At 40.4% G+C, this 19,364-nt stretch carries 21 protein-coding genes; 6 read left to right on the forward strand and 15 right to left on the reverse strand.

Annotated elements, in window-relative coordinates:
• Window positions 1–3 precede the first annotated feature (3 nt).
• Window positions 4–648 (forward strand): cyclic di-AMP binding protein CbpA, encoded by a 645-nt coding sequence (cbpA, locus tag FC56_RS00075; RefSeq protein WP_054671769.1) that lies wholly within the window; start codon window positions 4–6, stop codon window positions 646–648.
• A gap of 44 nt (window positions 649–692) precedes the next feature.
• On the opposite strand, the gene FC56_RS00080 is transcribed toward cbpA, so the two are convergent.
• The 7 genes from FC56_RS00080 to FC56_RS00110 all read right to left on the reverse strand — a co-directional run bounded on the left by FC56_RS00080 (window position 693) and on the right by FC56_RS00110 (window position 7,083).
• On the reverse strand, window positions 693–1,070 hold the full coding sequence (locus tag FC56_RS00080) for a type II toxin-antitoxin system PemK/MazF family toxin (RefSeq protein ID WP_056977120.1): 378 nt from the start codon (window positions 1,068–1,070) through the stop codon (window positions 693–695).
• A gap of 32 nt (window positions 1,071–1,102) precedes the next feature.
• On the reverse strand, window positions 1,103–1,387 hold the full coding sequence (locus tag FC56_RS00085; RefSeq protein ID WP_054671766.1) for a hypothetical protein: 285 nt from the start codon (window positions 1,385–1,387) through the stop codon (window positions 1,103–1,105).
• Window positions 1,388–1,455: 68 nt separating this feature from the next.
• On the reverse strand, window positions 1,456–2,583 hold the full coding sequence (gene alr / locus FC56_RS00090) for an alanine racemase (RefSeq protein WP_056977122.1): 1,128 nt from the start codon (window positions 2,581–2,583) through the stop codon (window positions 1,456–1,458).
• Window positions 2,584–2,587: 4 nt separating this feature from the next.
• Window positions 2,588–2,950: a holo-ACP synthase gene (gene acpS, locus FC56_RS00095; RefSeq protein WP_054671763.1), complete on the reverse strand. Its 363-nt coding sequence runs from the start codon at window positions 2,948–2,950 to the stop codon at window positions 2,588–2,590.
• 146 nt (window positions 2,951–3,096) lie between these two features.
• Window positions 3,097–4,653, reverse strand: a complete 1,557-nt coding sequence (gene cshA / locus FC56_RS00100) for a degradosome RNA helicase CshA (RefSeq protein WP_056977125.1) — start codon at window positions 4,651–4,653, stop codon at window positions 3,097–3,099.
• 245 nt (window positions 4,654–4,898) lie between these two features.
• Entirely contained in the window at window positions 4,899–6,281 is a 1,383-nt protein-coding gene (locus FC56_RS00105; protein WP_056977127.1) for a UDP-N-acetylmuramoyl-tripeptide--D-alanyl-D-alanine ligase, read from the reverse strand.
• A 52-nt stretch (window positions 6,282–6,333) separates the two neighbouring features.
• Complete coding sequence (locus FC56_RS00110; protein WP_054671757.1) at window positions 6,334–7,083, reverse strand: hypothetical protein; 750 nt, start codon at window positions 7,081–7,083, stop codon at window positions 6,334–6,336.
• 160 nt (window positions 7,084–7,243) lie between these two features.
• Between FC56_RS00110 and FC56_RS00115 the strand changes: the two genes are divergently transcribed.
• Window positions 7,244–7,714, forward strand: a complete 471-nt coding sequence (locus FC56_RS00115; protein WP_056977129.1) for a low molecular weight protein-tyrosine-phosphatase — start codon at window positions 7,244–7,246, stop codon at window positions 7,712–7,714.
• On the opposite strand, the gene FC56_RS00120 is transcribed toward FC56_RS00115, so the two are convergent.
• The gene (locus tag FC56_RS00120; protein ID WP_056977131.1) at window positions 7,715–8,407 is read right to left on the reverse strand and encodes a class A sortase; all 693 of its coding nucleotides are present in this window, start codon (window positions 8,405–8,407) and stop codon (window positions 7,715–7,717) included.
• A 55-nt stretch (window positions 8,408–8,462) separates the two neighbouring features.
• On the opposite strand from FC56_RS00120, the gene FC56_RS00125 reads away from it, so the two are divergent.
• Window positions 8,463–9,680 carry a multidrug efflux MFS transporter gene (locus FC56_RS00125; RefSeq protein WP_056977133.1) on the forward strand — a complete coding sequence of 406 codons (1,218 nt, stop codon included), beginning with the start codon at window positions 8,463–8,465 and terminating at the stop codon, window positions 9,678–9,680.
• An 80-nt stretch (window positions 9,681–9,760) separates the two neighbouring features.
• Here the strand turns inward: FC56_RS00125 and FC56_RS00130 are convergent, their stop codons facing one another.
• The 5 genes from FC56_RS00130 to FC56_RS00150 form a co-directional block, all read right to left on the reverse strand.
• Window positions 9,761–10,003, reverse strand: coding sequence for a type B 50S ribosomal protein L31 (locus FC56_RS00130; RefSeq protein WP_054671745.1), 243 nt, complete (start codon window positions 10,001–10,003; stop codon window positions 9,761–9,763).
• A gap of 94 nt (window positions 10,004–10,097) precedes the next feature.
• On the reverse strand, window positions 10,098–11,381 hold the full coding sequence (locus tag FC56_RS00135) for a UDP-N-acetylglucosamine 1-carboxyvinyltransferase (protein ID WP_056977135.1): 1,284 nt from the start codon (window positions 11,379–11,381) through the stop codon (window positions 10,098–10,100).
• A 141-nt stretch (window positions 11,382–11,522) separates the two neighbouring features.
• Window positions 11,523–13,133: a CTP synthase gene (locus FC56_RS00140; RefSeq protein WP_056977137.1), complete on the reverse strand. Its 1,611-nt coding sequence runs from the start codon at window positions 13,131–13,133 to the stop codon at window positions 11,523–11,525.
• 150 nt (window positions 13,134–13,283) lie between these two features.
• Window positions 13,284–13,925: a DNA-directed RNA polymerase subunit delta gene (rpoE, locus tag FC56_RS00145; RefSeq protein ID WP_056977140.1), complete on the reverse strand. Its 642-nt coding sequence runs from the start codon at window positions 13,923–13,925 to the stop codon at window positions 13,284–13,286.
• A gap of 44 nt (window positions 13,926–13,969) precedes the next feature.
• Window positions 13,970–14,404 (reverse strand): YwiB family protein, encoded by a 435-nt coding sequence (locus FC56_RS00150; protein ID WP_056977142.1) that lies wholly within the window; start codon window positions 14,402–14,404, stop codon window positions 13,970–13,972.
• A gap of 139 nt (window positions 14,405–14,543) precedes the next feature.
• Between FC56_RS00150 and FC56_RS00155 the strand changes: the two genes are divergently transcribed.
• Genes FC56_RS00155 through yidA form a run of 3 tightly spaced genes read left to right on the forward strand, consistent with a single transcriptional unit; the run spans window position 14,544 to window position 17,523 of the window.
• Window positions 14,544–15,368, forward strand: a complete 825-nt coding sequence (locus FC56_RS00155) for a lipoate--protein ligase family protein (protein WP_056977144.1) — start codon at window positions 14,544–14,546, stop codon at window positions 15,366–15,368.
• Window positions 15,368–16,717 (forward strand): HD domain-containing protein, encoded by a 1,350-nt coding sequence (locus FC56_RS00160; RefSeq protein ID WP_056977146.1) that lies wholly within the window; start codon window positions 15,368–15,370, stop codon window positions 16,715–16,717. Before FC56_RS00155 ends, FC56_RS00160 begins: the two co-directional genes overlap by 1 nt.
• Window positions 16,717–17,523: a sugar-phosphatase gene (yidA, locus tag FC56_RS00165; RefSeq protein WP_054671738.1), complete on the forward strand. Its 807-nt coding sequence runs from the start codon at window positions 16,717–16,719 to the stop codon at window positions 17,521–17,523. Before FC56_RS00160 ends, yidA begins: the two co-directional genes overlap by 1 nt.
• A gap of 51 nt (window positions 17,524–17,574) precedes the next feature.
• Here the strand turns inward: yidA and FC56_RS00170 are convergent, their stop codons facing one another.
• Window positions 17,575–18,252, reverse strand: coding sequence for a YoaK family protein (locus FC56_RS00170; RefSeq protein WP_056977148.1), 678 nt, complete (start codon window positions 18,250–18,252; stop codon window positions 17,575–17,577).
• A gap of 103 nt (window positions 18,253–18,355) precedes the next feature.
• Window positions 18,356–19,345, reverse strand: coding sequence for a ribose-phosphate diphosphokinase (locus tag FC56_RS00175; RefSeq protein ID WP_056977150.1), 990 nt, complete (start codon window positions 19,343–19,345; stop codon window positions 18,356–18,358).
• Window positions 19,346–19,364 lie beyond the last annotated feature (19 nt).

Raw genomic sequence — 19,364 nt, forward strand, 5'->3', positions numbered from 1 at the left:
GTTATGATTTTAAAAAGCTTAATCAAGCCTAAGGATCGTCTCACCACCGTTACCGAAAGTGTCACCTTGGAAGAAGCATTGAAAGTGTTGGAAGACTCTGACTACCGGTGTGTTCCTATCTTAGATGAAACCGGAACAATTTTCCGGGGTAACATTTACAAGATGCACATCTACCGGCACAAAGCTAATGGTGGCGATATGCAATTACCAGTTACCACCTTGCTTAAAAACGCCACTAAGTTTATTAACGTTAACTCAGCATTCTTCCACGTTTTCTTCTCCATTAAAGATTTGCCATACATCGCTGTATTAGATGAACAAAACAACTTTTACGGTATTCTAACCCACACTCGTTTGCTAGACATGTTGTCTCAGTCTTGGAACGTTAACATTGGAAGTTACGTTCTGACTGTTACCTCTAACGGCGCTCGAGGAGATTTAGAAGATATTACTAAAATCATTACCAAGTACACCGCTATCGCTAGTGTAATCACCTTAGATGCCCAGGATGGCGAACTACTTAACCGAATTATGTTCACCTTACCATCTAGTGTTGATCAAGATCGGGTTAACCGAATTATCGCGGCATTGGAACGAAAAGAATTCAAAGTTCCCGAAGTAGAAAACTTAAGATCAGAAAATCAATAGTCAATAAAAAAGAAGTGACCGCGATGCGGTCACTTCTTTTTTATTTATGTACGTTGCGCACTGGCAACGGTGTCATTAATTCCTAAACTAATTTTAAGGGCTTTATCTACCCGTTTCATAACTTTATCATCTAAATGAGCCACTCTATCTCGTAAGCGCTGCTTATCAATAGTTCGTATCTGTTCCAAAAGAATTACCGAATCACGTTCAACCCCATCTTTAGTAGAAACCCCTACATGGGTGGGCATTTTAGGCTTAGTAATCCTAGCAGTAACTGCCGCTACAATCACAGTAGGACTGTAGTGATTACCGACATCATTTTGAATAATCAAAACCGGACGCATTCCCCCCTGTTCCGATCCCACCACTGGTGAAAGATCGGCATAGAAAACGTCACCCCGTTTAAAAACACTGGAACTCATTAATTCACCTCCTAATGCCACTTTAGGATTCATTATCTCAGAAACTTAAGTAGTTTTGTGCGCCGCTTAGTTAAAACTAACTCGGCGTCTTCTTCTGAGCACGTGAACTCAGCGGTAATTTCTTGATTTAAATTAGCCATTTCTTCATAACCATCCACCAGTGACTTAATCACTTCTGGATCACTTCCATAACGATAAGTAATAAAATCTACTGTTGGCCGTAGAAAATCGAATTGTTGATAAAATCGAGCGACTCGGTTGATGGTTTCTTGACTAACCATAACAGCGAACATACGCTGATTCTGTTCGTCGTTCATTTTTGAAATCCCCCATTATTCAGTAGTGTATCTCATGAATAATATATCATTTTTTTGATTAAGATGCACTAAACATATCTATGAGCCAAACGCGAACTAAAACCACAAATGACGTCATAACCAATGGTATCAATATATTCGGCAATATCTTCAGCCGTAATTTTTTTATCGTTAGATTCGCCCATTAATACCACTTTGGTCCCCGGAACCATTTTATATGGTAGGCGCACCATCATCTGGTCCATACATACCCGGCCAACAATTTCACACTCATGACCATCAATTAGGACATGAAAGCCCTGTAGCTTTCTAGGGACTCCATCGGCGTATCCCACCGGAATGGTCCCAATCCATTCGGCTTGCTTAGCTGTATAAGTAGCTCCATAACCTACAGAACGCCCAGCAGCAATTTGCTTAGTATATACTAACTGAGAAACAAAACTCATAGCTGGTTTTAAAGGATAAGGAGTGGTAGGAATAACGTCTCCGGAAGGATTCAAGCCATAGCCAGCCGCCCCTAAACGCACCATGTTACTACCGCTAAAGTCATGCCACAAACTAGTAGCAGAATTAGCAATGTGCACATACTTAGGACGTTGCTTAACGACCTTCATCATTTCCGTAAACCGACTTTTTTGAAGCTCAAAATATTCAGTGTTAGGATCATCAGCAGTTGCAAAATGGGTAAACAATCCTTCCCATTCCATTACATTAGTATGATGCTCTAAAACAGCAATGGCTTCTTGTAACTCTTCAGCTGTTTGAAAACCAATTCGCCCCATTCCGGTGTCTAAGGCCAAATGAATTTTAACTTTATTGGTTACTGGATACAACTCCAGTACTTCAGCTGCCTTTTCTAGCCAGTCACTAGACGCTGCTGTTAAAGAAATGTTATTGTCAGCTGCTACTTTAGCGTCGATAGCATCCCCAATTCCCAATACTAAAATAGGAGATTTAGCAATTCCACCACGTCGTAATTCTAATGCCTCATCAATAATAGAAACACAAAATCCGTCTGCTCCAGCTCTCTTGGCTACTTGTGCCACTTGAACGGCTCCATGCCCATAACCGTTAGCCTTAACGGTCATAAATAATTCGTCTCCCGCTGGCAAATTGTGCTTAGCGTTTTTTATATTTTCGTAAATTGCTTGTTGATCAATTACCAACTGAGCGAAACGATGATTACCCACTGCCATAATATTATCGTCCTTCCCGTTCTAATATGACTTCGGTCATGACTAGCTCTTTGGTATGTGAAATCGAAATAAAGGCGTTACCAGCAAATGGTTGATATTTGAACTCTGGTTGGCCCTTTTCATTATTTAAAATGCAAATATCGGCGAAGCTAACTGCTGATCCGATTCCAGTCCCGTAAGCTTTGGTATAAGATTCCTTTGCTGAAAAACGACCTGCCACAAATTCCAACTGATGAATTCCTTGACGCTCATGATATTCAGCTAACTCCTCAATGGTTAGCACCTTTGTCAAAAAATTCGGATGTTGATCAATTAAAGTTGCAATTCTGTTTATTTCAGTTAGGTCTACTCCAATTCCTACAATCATAGTTTTTTCCTCGAACTCTAAAAGTGTTAGCCTATATAATACCATAGATTTTAATTTTATGCATCGACTGAGACTACTTCTAAGGCAATTACTAATTATTTCCACAAAAAAACTGAAGTCAATAGACTTCAGTTTTTTTGGGTGTACTAGTCACCATTTTTGATAGTAAAACGACGTTTATTACCGTCTTTACCATGATTATCTTTATTGTTACGACGACGGTCACGATCTCTATCGCGATCACGGTTACGACCGCCACCATTACCGCCGCGGCCTCCGCCGTTACGGTTGCCACCACGACCACCGTTACGGTTACGATCATAATGACGGTTACCACCACGGCCACCACCATTACGGCTGTTGCGACCGCCACCCTTGCCATGACGACGAGGAAGTGGACGTTCTGGGGTAATTTTAACCTTCACATTGTCACGAGTGGTTTCATTTAACAATGCAGCTACCAAGTCAGTAGCTTCATATTCTGATAGCAACTTGTTAGCCATATCAGCATACTTTTCAGTGTTGGTGTGCTTAATTAAGTCCCCAATTTCACTTTCAGCAGCAGTCAATTGGCCTTCAAAGGCTTCAGCATCCGAAGGTGGCTTCAATGGTAACATCCGCACCTTGGTAAGCTTTTCGATTTCACGCAAGTAATCCATTTCGTTAGGGGTAGCAAAAGTAACTGACACCCCGTGTTGACCGGCACGGCCAGTACGACCCACCCGGTGAACATAACTTTCTGGATCTTGAGGAATATCGTAGTTATAAACATGGGTAACTCCAGAAATATCAATTCCTCGAGCAGCCACATCAGTAGCAACTAAGATATCAATCTTACCTTGCTTGAATTCGCGCATAATTTGAGTCCGACGTGATTGAGTCAAGTCACCGTGCAAGCCGGCAGCCTTGTAGCCACGCATTTCAAGTCCCTTAGAAACTTCATCAACCCGGCGCTTAGTCCGGCCAAAGACGATAGTTACTTCTGGTTCTTGAACGTCAAAGAAGCGAGTCATAGTATCAAACTTTTCGTATTCTTTAACTCGAACATAGTATTGATCGATTAAGTCAGTAGTTAATTCCTTAGCCTTAATCTTAACGTGAGTTGGGTCCTTCATGAATTGAACTCCAACCCGCTTGATTTCAGGAGGCATAGTTGCTGAGAAGAGCAAAGTTTGCCGGCCTTCTTCAGGAGTTTCTTTGATGATGGATTCGATGTCTTCTAAAAAGCCCATATTAAGCATTTCGTCAGCTTCATCTAATACCAAGAACTTCAAGTGATCAAGCCGTAATGTCTTGCGGTGAATATGGTCTAAAATTCGGCCAGGAGTTCCTACCACAATTTGGGGCTTGTTCTTCAATGAGTTAATCTGACGACGAATGTCGGCCCCACCATAAACTACTTGAACCTTTGCATGTTCATCCTTACCTAACCGGTAAAGTTCTTCTTGCGTTTGAATTGCCAATTCCCGAGTTGGTGAGATAACCAACGCTTGTACATGGGGATCGTTTAAGTCAATTTGTTGTAAAATTGGTAGACCAAAAGCGGCCGTTTTACCGGTACCGGTTTGGGCTTGGCCAATGACGTCTTGGCCTTTTAATACCAACGGAATAGTTTCCGCTTGAATCGGAGTGGCTTCTTCAAAACCACTAGCTTCGATAGCTGATAAAATGCTATCTGATAATCCTAATTCGCTAAACTTCAAAAATGTTTCCTCCTATATATGAAACAATCAGTGATTCCATAGCCAACTAACGAAAAATCCGTCCGCCATGCTTCGTTGACTACTTGATCAGATAATTATTAATTACGAAATAACTTGTCTAGTTTACTACTTTAAATACCATTAGGCAACCATGATTGCTTAAATAAATCCTTAATCCTTTTGTGGCACCGCTACCAATCAAAAAAAGGAAATCCAATTCTTATGGATTTCCTTTTTCTTCATATCTAATTAGTTAAATCAGCCACTACTTTTTCTAAGTGAAGACCGTGACTAGCCTTCAGCATAACTTCATCTTGAGCCGTTACATCGGCTTGTAAATCAGAACTGAGTTGTTCTAACTGATCAGCAGTATAATAGTGAACATTTTGTGGTTCATACTTAGTTAACAAGCGATCCCGTAATGCCGCCATATCTGATCCAATCAAATAAACAGTGTCGATTTGGTTAGGATCTAAATCAGCTGCCAAATCGGCATGCATTTGGACAGACTGCGCACCTAGCTCTAACATGTCTCCCAAGACAACAATGTGTCGGCCTTCTGTATTAGTTTTACTAAAGGCAGCGAGGACTTCTTTAGCCGCAGTAGGATTAGAATTATATACATCGGATAAAATTGCTTCACCTTTATTACCAGATAGCCATTCTGTCCGGTTTTTAGTGATCGCAAAATGTTCCAAAGCTCCTTGAATTACTTGATCTGGAATTTGGAAAATATTCCCCACTTCAATAGCTGCCAGCGCATTATCGACGTTGTAATCTCCAATTAACGGAATTTTAAAATCGATCGTTGGATCGTCATTAACCTTAAAGGAGGTTTCAAAACGTCCGTCAGCTACCTCCGTAGCATAAAGATCATCGCTAGCTTGGCGGCCAAAGGTCCGTTGTTCCATATCTAAAGTGGTAGCTCGTTCACGTAGTAATGGTTCATCACCATTATAAACAAAGAAGCCATCCTCCTTTAAGCCATGGGTAATTTCCATCTTAGCATCGGTAATTTTATCCCTAGTCCCAAAGAATTCGATATGAGCTTCACCAATCATGGTAATCACCGCTACATCAGGTTGAACTAACTTACTTAAGAAGTCTAACTGACCTGGTCGATCCATTCCTAGTTCGATCACTAAGAATTCAGTATTAGCTTCCATTTGTAAAATAGTGTAAGGCACTCCGATTTCGTTATTAAAATTGTCATAGGTTTTAGTAACGTTAAAATCCTGACTTAAAATAGCCGCAATCATATCCTTAGTAGTAGTTTTCCCGTTACTACCAGTAACTGCCACTACTCGTGGGTTGATTTTAGTTAGATAGTATTGGCTTAATTTTTGATAAGCCGCCAAAGGATCATCAACTACTAAGACCGGCAAATCTTGAGGGCGAAAATCAACCCGTTCTTTGCTCCACAAAGTAGCATTAGCGCCATTTGCAATTGCACTAGCTATGTAATCGTGACCATCATGAGCTCCCTGTAAAGGAACAAACAAGTCGCCAGCTTCAATATTTCGGCTGTCGAAATTAGTACCGGTCACTTCTACTGCTAACTGTTCTTCATTTAGATAAGTTTCATCCGCATTAATTGCTTTGGCAATTTCTGAGACTGCCATTTTCATTTTTAAATCGCTCCAATAGCTTAGTAAATTTATGAATTAATCGCTTAATTGCTTAGGTCCATTCTAGATCCCATTGCGATGTTTGAATATTATACATTAAATTGCCAATGATTTCAGCGTTTTCTGCAATTGACTGAGTACGTAAGATCATGGCTGCTTGATCTGGATTCTTAGGAGCCAACAATGGAATGCGATAAACCTTGCGTCTTTCATTTAAAGCATCGAATAAAATAAACAAACCATCATTACCCTTAGTAATTAAATCTAATAGAATTGGTCGATCAATGTCCTTAATTGCTAATGGTCGTAAAAAGACCCGACGAGAATTATGACTATCCCGCAAATTACGCTTAATACTGATCTCTAGCACATGATTAAATGCTGAAAATCTACGATAATAAGATCGAACCGTCCCGTCTGCTTGCTCCAAATAAATATATTGATTCAATAGCTTGGAAGAAAACGGCCGGTTCATCGGGGTGCCCATATGAGTTAAATATAATAGCTCCGCGATTTCCGGCGCCATTAAACTATTTAACCCATCAATATCATTAAAATCAATAAATTTTTTAGGGTCGCTAGACTTGGATAAGAGATAATGTCTTACCTCGTTAGCCCCACTCACCAAATTAAAACGGGAATGAGAATTATAACCGTTAGCAGCGTTTTCATTGTCTTGTAATAAAACAATATTTTCTGGCAACTGTTCTAAGCCATTCACATAATCAGCAGTGGTAACGCCCATTGATAAAACCATGTTACTAATTGGGTTCGTATTAATAAAAACAAAACTCCCCGGCATTAATTCTCCTCCGTTCTTCGTAGTCTCGTAACTCTAATTGTACACTTAATCACATTAAATGTGTTCAACAAAAAGCCAAAATCTTAATTTCATTAATTTGCGTTTCCACCAGATTACTGGTAGTATAATCTAATTAATATTTTTCGAGGATTGATTAATTATGGTAAAAGTACTTTTTGTTTGTTTAGGTAATATTTGCCGGTCACCAATGGCCGAAGCAATGTTTACTAAACTAGTAGCCGACGAAAATTTAAGTGATCAAATCATAGTAGATTCAGCTGGTACCAGTAGCGAAGAGGAGGGCAATCACGCTCATCCCGGCGCTCAAGCTGAACTGAAGCGTCACGGAATTGATGGTTCGCACTTAATTTCTCGGCCCATTACTACCGCTGATTTTGAATCTGCAGATTTAATTTTAACCATGGATGCTTCCAACAAACACAATCTCGAACGGATGGCTCCTGCTGACGATCGTGATAAAATTCATCTTTGCTATGATATTTTACCGACCAAACAAGGGGACGAGATTCCGGACCCTTGGTATGACCATCGTTTTGATCGGACGTACCGTCAGTTAGCTGAAACCCTTCCAGCTTGGTTAGACGCTATTAAACGCCAAAATCAACTTTAACTAACTATTAACGGGCCCGTTCAAGGCTCGTTTTATTTTGGGCTCAGCTTGATTAAGCGAATAGCTCTTCAAATATCTACCACGTATCATTAGCCTGCCGGCACCAGTGGCATCACAGGTTATTAACGTAATAATTGGACGTTGGGTTTGATTAATCACGTCTACGTCAGTTGCTGCAATGAATTGGCGTTTATAGATTCGATATTCATAAACTGTTTTCATATTAGTGAGATAGATTAATTGACCGGCTTGCGCTTTAGTATATAACGGCCCAAATAAAATATTAGAATCAACCATGTGGTGGCCTGCTAATGGATAATTTCCAGTTCCCATCTTTTGATCCGCTCTCATAGTTCCTGCAGCTAACGCTAAGGTATCATTAGATACCCCTAATTCGATTGGTAAATGCAAGCCAATTTGTGGAATTAAAATTTGGCCGGCTATCTGTACTTTGTTAGGCTGTGAGCGAGCTTTAACTACCTGTTGAACACCCAGACTTTTTACCTTACTGAAATTATAATCTGCTTTTTTCGGTTGCGCTTTAGCAACCTTGTCACGAGTAATTTCAGGTTGATAGCTTTTAATAAGCCAATAACTAACTTGACGGTTAAATATTAACAGCAACGCCACAATCGTGATTATGGCAATTAGGCTGGCTTTAAGGACGGTCTTAATCTTAGATTTTTGAGCCATATACTTCTCCTTTGATTTCTCAATACCAATATTTTAAGTAAGGAAGGTTTACATTTTGACAACTGATTCATCACCCGCGCCGAATAGCTGGCGCAAAAATTTATTTATCCTCTGGTTTGGAACTTTTATGACCGGAATTGGGTTTAGTGAAGTAATGCCGTTTTTATCACTTTACGTTGATTCTTTAGGGAACTTCACCCATGCCCAACTTAGTTTATATAGTGGGTTAGCCTTTTCTGCTACCTACTTAGTTTCAGCAATTGCATCACCACTTTGGGGGCAACTAGCTGATCGAACTGGTAGAAAGGCCATGTTATTACGGGCATCACTTGGGATGGCGTTTGTTTTTGCCTCCATGGGATTAGTTACCAACGTTTGGCAGTTAATCATCGCTCGTTTGATTCAAGGGGTGTTCTCCGGTTACATTAGTAATGCCAACGCCTTAATTGCTACTCAAGTACCTAAAGAAAAGAGTGGGCAAGCATTAGGAACGCTTACTACCGGTGTGGTATCCGGGACTTTATTAGGACCCCTTTTAGGAGGAACGTTGGCTTCTATTTTTACTTACCGAGTTACCTTCTTCATCACCGGTGCCATCTTACTTTCCGTCTTTATTTTAACCCTTTTCTTTGTTCATGAAAAATTTACTCCAGTGAAAAAAACAGAAATGTTAGATACCAAGGGAGTAATTGCTGATCTAAAGGCTCCTAAGTTAGTCTTTGGGATGTTCATTACCACTATGATCATTCAAGCCTCTAATAACTCTATTTCGCCTATTCTCTCACTGTATGTCCGGCAAATTATGCATGGAAGTTTGCAAGCCACCTTCTTTGCCGGAATAGTTGCTTCGATTCCAGGTATTGCTACATTAGTAGCGGCTCCTAAATTAGGAGGACTCGGTGATCGAATCGGCACCGAAAGAGTGTTAATGGCTGGCTTTTGCTTAGCCGTAGTAGTTTATATCCCAATGGCATTTGTTACTAATGTTTGGCAGTTAATTGGATTACGCTTCATTATGGGAATCGCAGACGCCGCTATGTTACCTGCTGTTCAAGCCATTTTAGCTAAAAATACACCTCCTGAAGTTACCGGTCGGATTTTTAGTTGGAATCAGGCCTTTCAATCACTAGGAAACGTTGTTGGCCCTATTATTGGATCGCTAGTTTCTACTCAGTTTAATTATTCGGGAGTATTCATCTCTACATCCGTTCTAGTATTAATTAACTTATTGTTAGTTTCCAAAGAAACTAAGGAACTTCGTAAAAGTCATTAATAAAAACCAGTTAACAAGAGTTAACTGGTTTTTTAGTACAAAAAAACGACCCTTCCGAAGAAGAGTCGTAAATGGTCTGCTTATTTGAGGCCGTATTTCTTGTTGAAACGATCCACTGCACCGTCGGCTTGAGTAAACTTTTGCTTACCAGTGTAGAATGGATGTGAGTCTGATGAAATTTCAACACGAATCAATGGGTAAGTTTTACCTTCAAATTCGGTTGTTTCGTCAGAATGCTTAGTAGAACCAGCTAAAAACTTAGCGCCAGTACTTGAATCTTGAAATACAACTTCGTGGTAATCTGGATGAATTCCTTGTTTCATAATTATCGCTCCTTTGCCCTGAATCATTTGTTGATCCAGAGATTATCGATTAGTCAACTTAATTAGTTTAGCATACGTTTGAACTGCTGACAAGTTAAAACTTAGGTTCTTCAGCCGCTAATGAAACATCAGCGCCAATTGCCCTTAACTTATCAATAATACTACCATATCCTCGCAGGATATTATCAGCTTGCCGAATTTCGGTAGTGCCTTCTGCCATCAGACCGGTGATTACTAACGCAGCACCCGCTCTAATTTCTCCAGCTTCTACAACTGCACCGTGTAAATTAGTTGATGGATCCACCACAATCAATCCCTCTTCAATATCTTCAGAGTAGATTCGAGCCCCCATCCGTTGCAATTCAGCAATGTGTTTAACCCGTTGTGGATAAATAGTATCAATAATTGTACTTCTACCAGTAGCCTTAAATAATAATGGCGTAATGGGTTGCTGTAAATCAGTGGCAAAGCCAGGAAACGGCATTACTTTCACTGAAACCGGCTTAAGATCTTTGGAAGGTCCTACAAAGGCACTGTCTTCATAAATAGTTAGATCACAGCCCATTTCTTCTAACTTAGCAGTAAAGGATTCTAGATGTTCCGGAATAATATTATTAATCCGAATTCCGTCTCCAACCGCCGCAGCCAATGAAAGATAAGTACCAGCTTCAATTCGGTCCGGAATAATCGTGTGGGTGTTTTGAGCAACTAGCTTATCTACCCCTTCGATTCTGATAACATCAGTTCCGGCACCACGAATATTAGCCCCCATATTATTAAGGAAAGTAGCAATATCAATGATTTCTGGTTCTTTGGCAGCATTACCAATAGTAGTAGTTCCTGGAGCTTTAACAGCAGCCAAAATGGCATTAATCGTTGCCCCAACAGAAACCATGTCCATGAAGATTTGAGCCCCATGAAGGCCGTCTTCTCCAGTTTTCATAGTAACCGTTCCGTCTTTTTCGGTAACTTCAGCACCTAATGCCCGAAACGCCTTAATATGTTGATCAATTGGTCGAGGACCAATATTGTCACCACCCGGAAAAGTAACTACTGCCCGGTGAAAGCGTCCTAATAGCGCCCCCATAAAGTAATATGAAGCTCGTAAACTTTTGATGGCCTTACTTGGCAATGGCCCCTCTTCAATATTAGTAGGATCGATGGTTAACACGTCTCCCGTAAAATCTGATTTAACGTTCATGGATTCTAGAATGACCATTAAATTATGGACATCTAAAATATCGGGAACCGAATCAAATCTAACCGGTGTATCAGCCAAAATCGCAGCAGGAATTAGCGCAACGGTGCTATTTTTAGCACCACCAATTGTTATTTCACCGGAAAGTCGGTGTCCACCCTTAACTATTAATTTATTCATCGACAACTTTCCTCACTTTATTACATTCGTCCAATATACTGTATCATCAAATATATTAAAGAAACAGCATTAAAAATACAACACTAAGTGAGAAATTAGGTGAAAATGTAATATTTATCTAATATTAATGTCAACTAAGGACTACTTAGTTTCGTGTTGTTTGTCTGCAGCAGCAACAAAATCACGGAATAAGCCTTCAGGACGGTTAGGACGAGAAATAAATTCTGGGTGATATTGTGCGGCTACGAAGAAATCGTTGGTTGGAATTTCAACTACTTCTACCAAGTGGTTATCTGGAGAAGTACCAGAAATATTCATTCCGTTAGCTTCGAATTCTTTTCGATAAGCATTGTTAAATTCATAACGGTGACGGTGACGTTCAGAAATTTCAGTTTGGTTATCATAAGCCTTAGCAGCTTTAGAACCTGGAACCAAGACACATGGGTAAGCACCCAAGCGTTGAGTTCCACCTAAGTCATGGACGTCTTCTTGATCAGCCATTAAATCAATAATGTTGTGCTTAGTAGTTGGGTTCATTTCAGTTGAGTTAGCATCCTTGTAACCTAAAACGTTTCTAGCAAATTCAACAGAAGCCATTTGCATTCCTAAACAAATTCCCAAGAATGGTACGTTATTTTCCCGAACATAACGAATAGCTTGAATCATACCTTCAATCCCACGATCACCGAAACCACCTGGTACAATCACACCATCGCTATCGCCAAGTAATTCGCTAACGTTATCTGCTGTAATTTCTTCAGAATCAACCTTGTTAAGTTCGATGTCAGCATCTACCACGTAACCAGCAGCCTTCAATGCTTCGGTAACGGAAATATAAGCATCTTGTAAGGCAACGTACTTACCAACAAGAGATATTTTAACCTTCTTTTGTAGATGTTGAACGTGGTATTCTAATTTTTCCCATTCGCTCATATCAGCCTTAGGGGCGTTAATTTGGAAGTGGTCCAATACTTGTTGGTCCATTCCTTGTTCTTGTAAACGAAGCGGAATAGTGTAAAGGGTTGGGGCATCCAAAGATTCAACTACGGCGTCTGGAGTAACGTCACAGAACAACGCAATTTTCTTCTTCATATCCAACGTTACTGGTTTTTCGGATCTAACCACTAACATATTAGGTTGGATTCCAAGGCCACGTAATTCTTTAACACTGTGTTGAGTTGGCTTGGTTTTCATTTCTCCAGCAGCCCGCAAGTATGGGATCAAGGTAGTATGGATATAGAAAGTATTTTCTTCACCATATTCCGTTCTCATTTGTCGGATAGCTTCCAAGAATGGTAGAGATTCAATATCCCCAACCGTACCACCGATTTCGGTAATCACGATATCGGCATTTAAAGTTTTAGCTGCGCGAGTGATTTTTTCTTTGATCATGCCAGTGATATGGGGAATTACTTGAACAGTAGCTCCTAAATAATCACCGTGCCGTTCTTTTTTCAAAACTTCATCATAAATTTTACCAGTCGTTACGTTAGAGTAACGGTTAAGGTTGTTGTCAATGAAGCGTTCATAATGGCCAAGATCCAAGTCGGTCTCGGTACCATCATCGGTAACAAATACCTCACCATGTTGGTAAGGACTCATTGTACCGGGATCCAAATTAATATATGGATCAAATTTTTGAATAGTAACGTTTAAGCCACGATTCTTTAACAAACGGCCTAAAGATGCCGCCACGATTCCTTTTCCTAACGAAGACACAACGCCACCGGTAACAAAAATATATTTGGTCATTATTAATTTCACTCCTCTAAATATTTCGGGTGCTACAACAACAAAAAATTCCCTATTCATCTGAATAGGGAACTGTTTAAAAACTCGTAACTTGCTCAAAGAGCCCAAAAGATATACTACAGGGTTTTTGAACTAACGTCAAGTTAAAATTTATTCATCCCGATTATCAAAATCGAAATCCGCATCAGTACCGTCTTCTGCGTCATCATCGTCATCTTCGCCAATTAACTCAGATTCATCTAAATCAGTTAATTCACCTTCGATGCCATCTGGTAGATCGTCGTCATCATTTGCATCGGTATCATCGACGTCTTCCATATCTTTGCTGTACTTACCAAGGTCTGCAGAACCATCTTCTGCTACCCCTTCATCGTCAACAAATTCTTCGTCTTGATCTTCTGGATCATCATCATCGTAATCGATAACGTCATCGTCGTCAGAAGCATCTGCCAAGAAGGCATTAACTTTACGACGTTTCTTACGCTTAGGCCGATCTTCATCGTCATCATCCGTGTGGACAGTGGCTTCATCAATCGAATCGTATGGGTACCAAGTTCTTAAGCCCCAGGTATTATCCCCCAGCGAGATGAAGCTGCCATCAACGTTTAGGTCAGTATAAAATTGAGCGAGTCGTTCTCTGATCTCTTTGTTACTATCTCCCAAATATTCCTGCACCGCATTTGCTAAATCTGCAAATGGCATGGTATCTCCATGTTTTGCAAGAATCGCGTGGGCAACTTCAATCATCGACAATTCACTTTTATTTTGGCCTTCAAAGACTTCTAATTCCAAACTGGTACACGTCCTTTCAACAGTCTAGGGATAACTATACTCGATTAAATCGTAAATTGCAATCGAATATTGTATTTCCCTAATAACTCTTCACCGGCATACAACAAATAATCAATTGCTAAATTCCCCCGCAACGGGCCATCCGAAATATCGATATCCATATTAGGTGTGACCGTATCAATATCCATCAACCCATACGGAGTTTTATAATGGGCCGTTACTCGTTTACCGGGACTAAATAATAATTGTAGCCGACTACCGGCTGCCCGCGTTAAACGAACATCTCCGTTAGGCATAATTTTAACGGTAACGGGAACTTCGCCTTCTTCTCCTAGTTCAACGTATCGAATATAAATAGTTTCTCCGATTTGGACTAATTGGCCAGTTAAGTCAAACACAAAACTGTTAGAGTCCTCGGCATTTTTCATCATGGTTTCCAAATGAATTTGAACGGGAACTCCCGCACGTAAATTGGCCATTTTATCCCTTCTTTTCTATTTCATTATTGATTTATTATAATCCCAAATGCAAATTCTCGCACCTATTTAACAGTGGTAACTCAAAGATCATTTTTTTGCTATAATAAGGTTAACTATTTTTAACGAAGGAGCTTTCACTATGGCTGTTTCAAGTTCCACGTTGGTAGTAGATTCGGTTTATTCACCAGCTAACCAATTACTATCATTTGCAGATACTAATACCCTGCTAAATACTGCTAGTCAGACCACACAGGGGTTTCTTCACTTTTGGACCACCTCAGCACCAACCGTAATTTTAGGATTAAACGATAAACGTCTTCCTAATTTAACTGCTGGCCTAACTGATTTAACCGCCCATGGTTACCAATATTTTTTGCGAAATTCTGGCGGACTCGCCGTTGTTAGTGACCCCGGAGTTTTAAACGTTTCCTTGATTTTTCATGAGGAGCAGGCGTTAAGCGTGGATACCGGTTATGAAATCATGACCCAGCTAATCCAAAATAGTTTCCCGGAATTGACCATCAAAGCGTTTGAAATCAGTGACTCTTACTGTCCTGGCACGTATGATTTAAGCGTAAACGGCCAAAAGATCGCTGGTATTGCTCAACGCCGGACCAAAAACGCAATTTCGTTGATGTTGTACTTAGGGGTCAACGGCGATCAACTAACCAGGGGCCAAACCATTAGATCATTTTATGACGTTGCAGATGCAGATTATAGTGATGGTCAATTTCCACTGGTTAACCCTAGTGTAATGACCACTTTAAACGATTTAAACCCTGCATTAGGTTCAATCAACGTAGCTAAAGAGCGGATCCTAACAGAATTAAAACGCCAACAACCCGTTGCCCCATTAGCTCAAGGTCAAGAATTCATCAATAGTCCCGCGTACTTAGCAGATCAACAAAAAGCCCTGCGTCAAATGCAGCTCAGAAATCAAGTACTGATTAAGGAGGAACCCTAATGGACTTGCATTCCCAAATGCTAGACCGCGAAAAAGTCTTTCGTGATCCAGTCCACAACTATGTTTACGTTCGGTATCAGGTTATTATGGATTTGATTAATACCACCGAATTTCAACGGTTACGCCGAATTCATCAGCTAGGAACTACCCTATTTACCTTTCATGGGGCTGAACATTCCCGCTTCTCCCATTCATTAGGAGTTTATGAAATCGCTCGTCGAATTTGTGATCGGTTTGCCAGAAACTTTGCAACTCAAACCGAAGGTGACGGCCTCTGGGATCCTAAGGAAGAATTAGTCGCCTTGTGCGCAGCATTACTTCACGATATTGGTCACGGAGCTTATTCTCACACCTTTGAACACATCTTTCATACCAATCATGAGCAAATTACCCAAGAAATTATTACCTCTCCACAAACGGAGGTTAACGCGGTTTTACGCCAAGTTAGTCCTGAATTTCCTGAACAAGTGGCGAGTGTAATTGCGAAAACCTATCCCAACAAGCAAGTAGTAGCAATGATTTCCAGTCAATTAGACGCGGATCGCATGGATTATTTACTTCGGGATGCTTACTTTACCGGCGTTAAATACGGCACTTTTGATCTAAACCGCATTTTAGAGGTGATGCAACCCATCACCGACGGAATTGGTTTTGAGATGAGTGGCATGCACGCCGTAGAGGACTATATCGTTAGTCGTTTCCAAATGTATCAACAAGTGTATTTCCATCCCGTTTCACGTTCAATGGAAGTAGTCTTAAATCGGCTTTTGCTACGAGCATCGGAAGTCTTTAAACAACCAGCTACTACTGATCCTCAAACTCCTTATTTGTTACTGCCATTTTTCAATCAACATTTTGAATTAAATGACTACTTACAATTAGATGACGGGGTTTTAAACACTTATTTTATTCACTGGAAAAATCATGGTGATGACGATCTAAGCGATCTAGCTACCAGATTTATTGATCGTAAACCGCTCAAGTCGGTAAAATATAGTAAAGAGACTGAAGATTTACTGCCCCATTTGCGCAGCCTAGTAGAGCAGGCCGGATTTAATCCTAACTACTATACTGCTACCGATGACAGTTTTGATCTTCCATATGATGCTTACCGTCCTAACGATAAAGAAATCAAATTAATTAATCGGGACCATACCTTGACAGAGTTGTCCGAAGTTAGTTCCATCGTCAGTGCTATCGCGGATAAATCTACTGGAGATCATCGCTTCTTCTTTCCAAGAGAAATTCTACAAAAATCTAATAATATCGATCTATTTCAACCAGAGTACGATGAGTTTAATCGCTACATTCGAAACGATCAATTAATTCACCCAAAGGAGATTCATTAATGTCCATCAAATTAATCGCCATCGATATCGATGGTACCTTACTCGACCCTAATAACCAACTAACCCAGGCCAACATTGATGCCATTAAGGCCGCTAAGCAGGCTGGCATTAAAGTTGTGTTATGTACAGGACGCCCATTAAGTGGAGTGCAACCATATTTAGATCAATTAGGAATCAGTGGAACAGATCAATACGCTATTACTTTTAACGGCGCCATGGTCCAAAATTTAGACGGTAAAGTAATCGTTAACCACACCCTTTCCTTTGACGACTTCTTAGAAACCGAAATGTTAGGACGGAAGTTAAACGTTCACTACCAAATTGAAACTACCGATAAAATTTATGCAGTTAACAAGGCGATTAGTCCTTACACCACTGCCGAAAGCTTCTTAGTCCGGTTACCAGTCGAATACATGGCTCCCGAAGACTTCAACGATCAAATCGTTATGTCTAAAGCCATGTACGTTGATTTTCCGGAAGTTATTAGCCGAGTAAAACCCCAACTACCTGCTAGCTTGAGCGAACATCTCTCAGTGGTTCAAAGCGCCACTTACTTCATCGAAATCATGAATCAACAAGCAACTAAGGGAAACGCTTTAAGTGACTTAGCTAAAAACCTCAACTTCTCAGCAGCTGAGGTCATGGCTATCGGTGATAACGGTAACGATCTTAGCATGATCGAATACGCCGGCACCGGAGTTGCTATGGGTAACGCCATTCCAGAAATTAAAGCGGTCGCTCAAGAAGTTACCGCCACCAATGCTGAAAACGGCGTAGCTGAAGCAATTAAAAATTATGCGCTTTAAAATAAAAACGACGGTAAGCTACAATGCTTACTGTCGTTTTTTTATTTTAAACTATTCGGCTCCTAATCGATAAATCGCAATCATATAACCAATTGTAAGTAAAGCTAAGAAGCCACAAGCCCACCAAATCGTAGCTAAGCCAAAGTAATTTTGCATAACAGCCGAAATCATCGCCCCGATTGCAAAACTCAAAACTAACCCTAAAAAGGTTAGGCCAGATTTTAATTGCTTACGGTTTTTAGTGAATAAATAGCTGGCTAAGCCCACCATCGATTTTTTTAGGTTCCCAGTTGAAAAGACGTTGTTATATCCCTGACCTTCAATTTCATTAAAGGTAGTGGTCTGCATTGCCATTACAAACGCCAGGGCAGGCACAATTGCCACGTTAGGCAAACTAGTTGGTAGCCACCCAACAGTAAAAAAGACTAGAATTTCTAAAATTAAAGTGGGGATACGCCAATAGTGAGTTTTATGGACTTCCTTGATAATCTGACCAATAAAACAGCCCAACGCAAAGGCCAGCATGGTTGCTAACTTGGTCTTCACTCCTAAGAAATCACGGTTCACCACGTTAACACTTAAGAATATAATATTTCCAGTTTGACCAGCAGCCATTACCCCACCGCGTTGCACAAAGGTATAAGCATCAATAAAGCCGCCGATAGCCACCAAAGCATTAGCCATGAACTGAGTTGAATAAAGTTCTGTTAATGTCTCTTTTTTAGGCATGATTCACCTCTTCATAAGATTAAAGCTAAAATACTATTTTAGCATAAAAAAAGAAGCCAACCAAAAGTTTGTGAAAAACTTTTGGTTGGCTTCAATATTTTGCTTAGTCTTTAGCAGGATCAGAACCATTGAAACGAGTAGCAAATAACGGACTCAAAGCGTTATTTTCATTAATTCGTTTAATAGCTTCACCGATTAAAGGCCCAACTGAAATTTGGTGAATTTTGTCGATTTGCTTATCCTTTGGTAATTGGATGGTATCAGTGACCACCAATTCCTTAATTGGAGAAGCTTGAATTCTTTCAATAGCAGGACCCGAAAGTACTGGATGGGTTCCACAAGCATACACTTCAGTAGCACCCGCATCCATTAAAGCTTGGGCTCCTAAAGTTAAAGTTCCAGCAGTATCAATCATATCATCGACCATCAAGCAACGTTTACCTTTAACATCCCCGATGATGTTCATGATTTCTGCTACGTTAGCACGTGGACGGCGCTTATCAATAATGGCAATTGGAGCTTTCAAGAAGTTAGCCAATGCTCTAGCCCGAGTAACACCACCATGGTCAGGAGAAACGATGACCGTATCCTTATCAAAACCCGCATTTAAGAAGAAGTCAGCTAGTAATGGAGCACCAGTCAAATGATCCACGGGAATATCAAAGAATCCTTGAATTTGCGCAGCGTGCAAATCCATAGTGATTACCCGATCAGCACCATCAATTTGCAGCATGTTAGCCACTAATTTAGCGGTGATTGGTTCTCTAGAACGAGCTTTACGATCTTGACGAGCATAACCGTAGTAAGGAATAACAACGTTAATAGTCCCAGCACTGGCCCTTCTTAACGCATCAATCATGATCAGCAATTCCATAAGATTATCGTTTACCGGTGCAGACGTTGACTGCACAATGTAAATATTATCTCCACGAATACTTTCTTCGATATTAATCCGAATTTCGCCATCGGAAAAACGATCAACCGATGTCTTTCCTAACGGCACACCAACCGCAGCAGCGATTTTCTCGGCCAACGGCTTATTAGAATTAAGGGCGAAAATTTTTAACTTAGGGTCAAAATATTGCTGAACCATATGTTCCTCCATTTATTTG

This window comes from Lentilactobacillus senioris DSM 24302 = JCM 17472 (assembly GCF_001436555.1).
GTDB lineage: Bacteria > Bacillota > Bacilli > Lactobacillales > Lactobacillaceae > Lentilactobacillus > Lentilactobacillus senioris.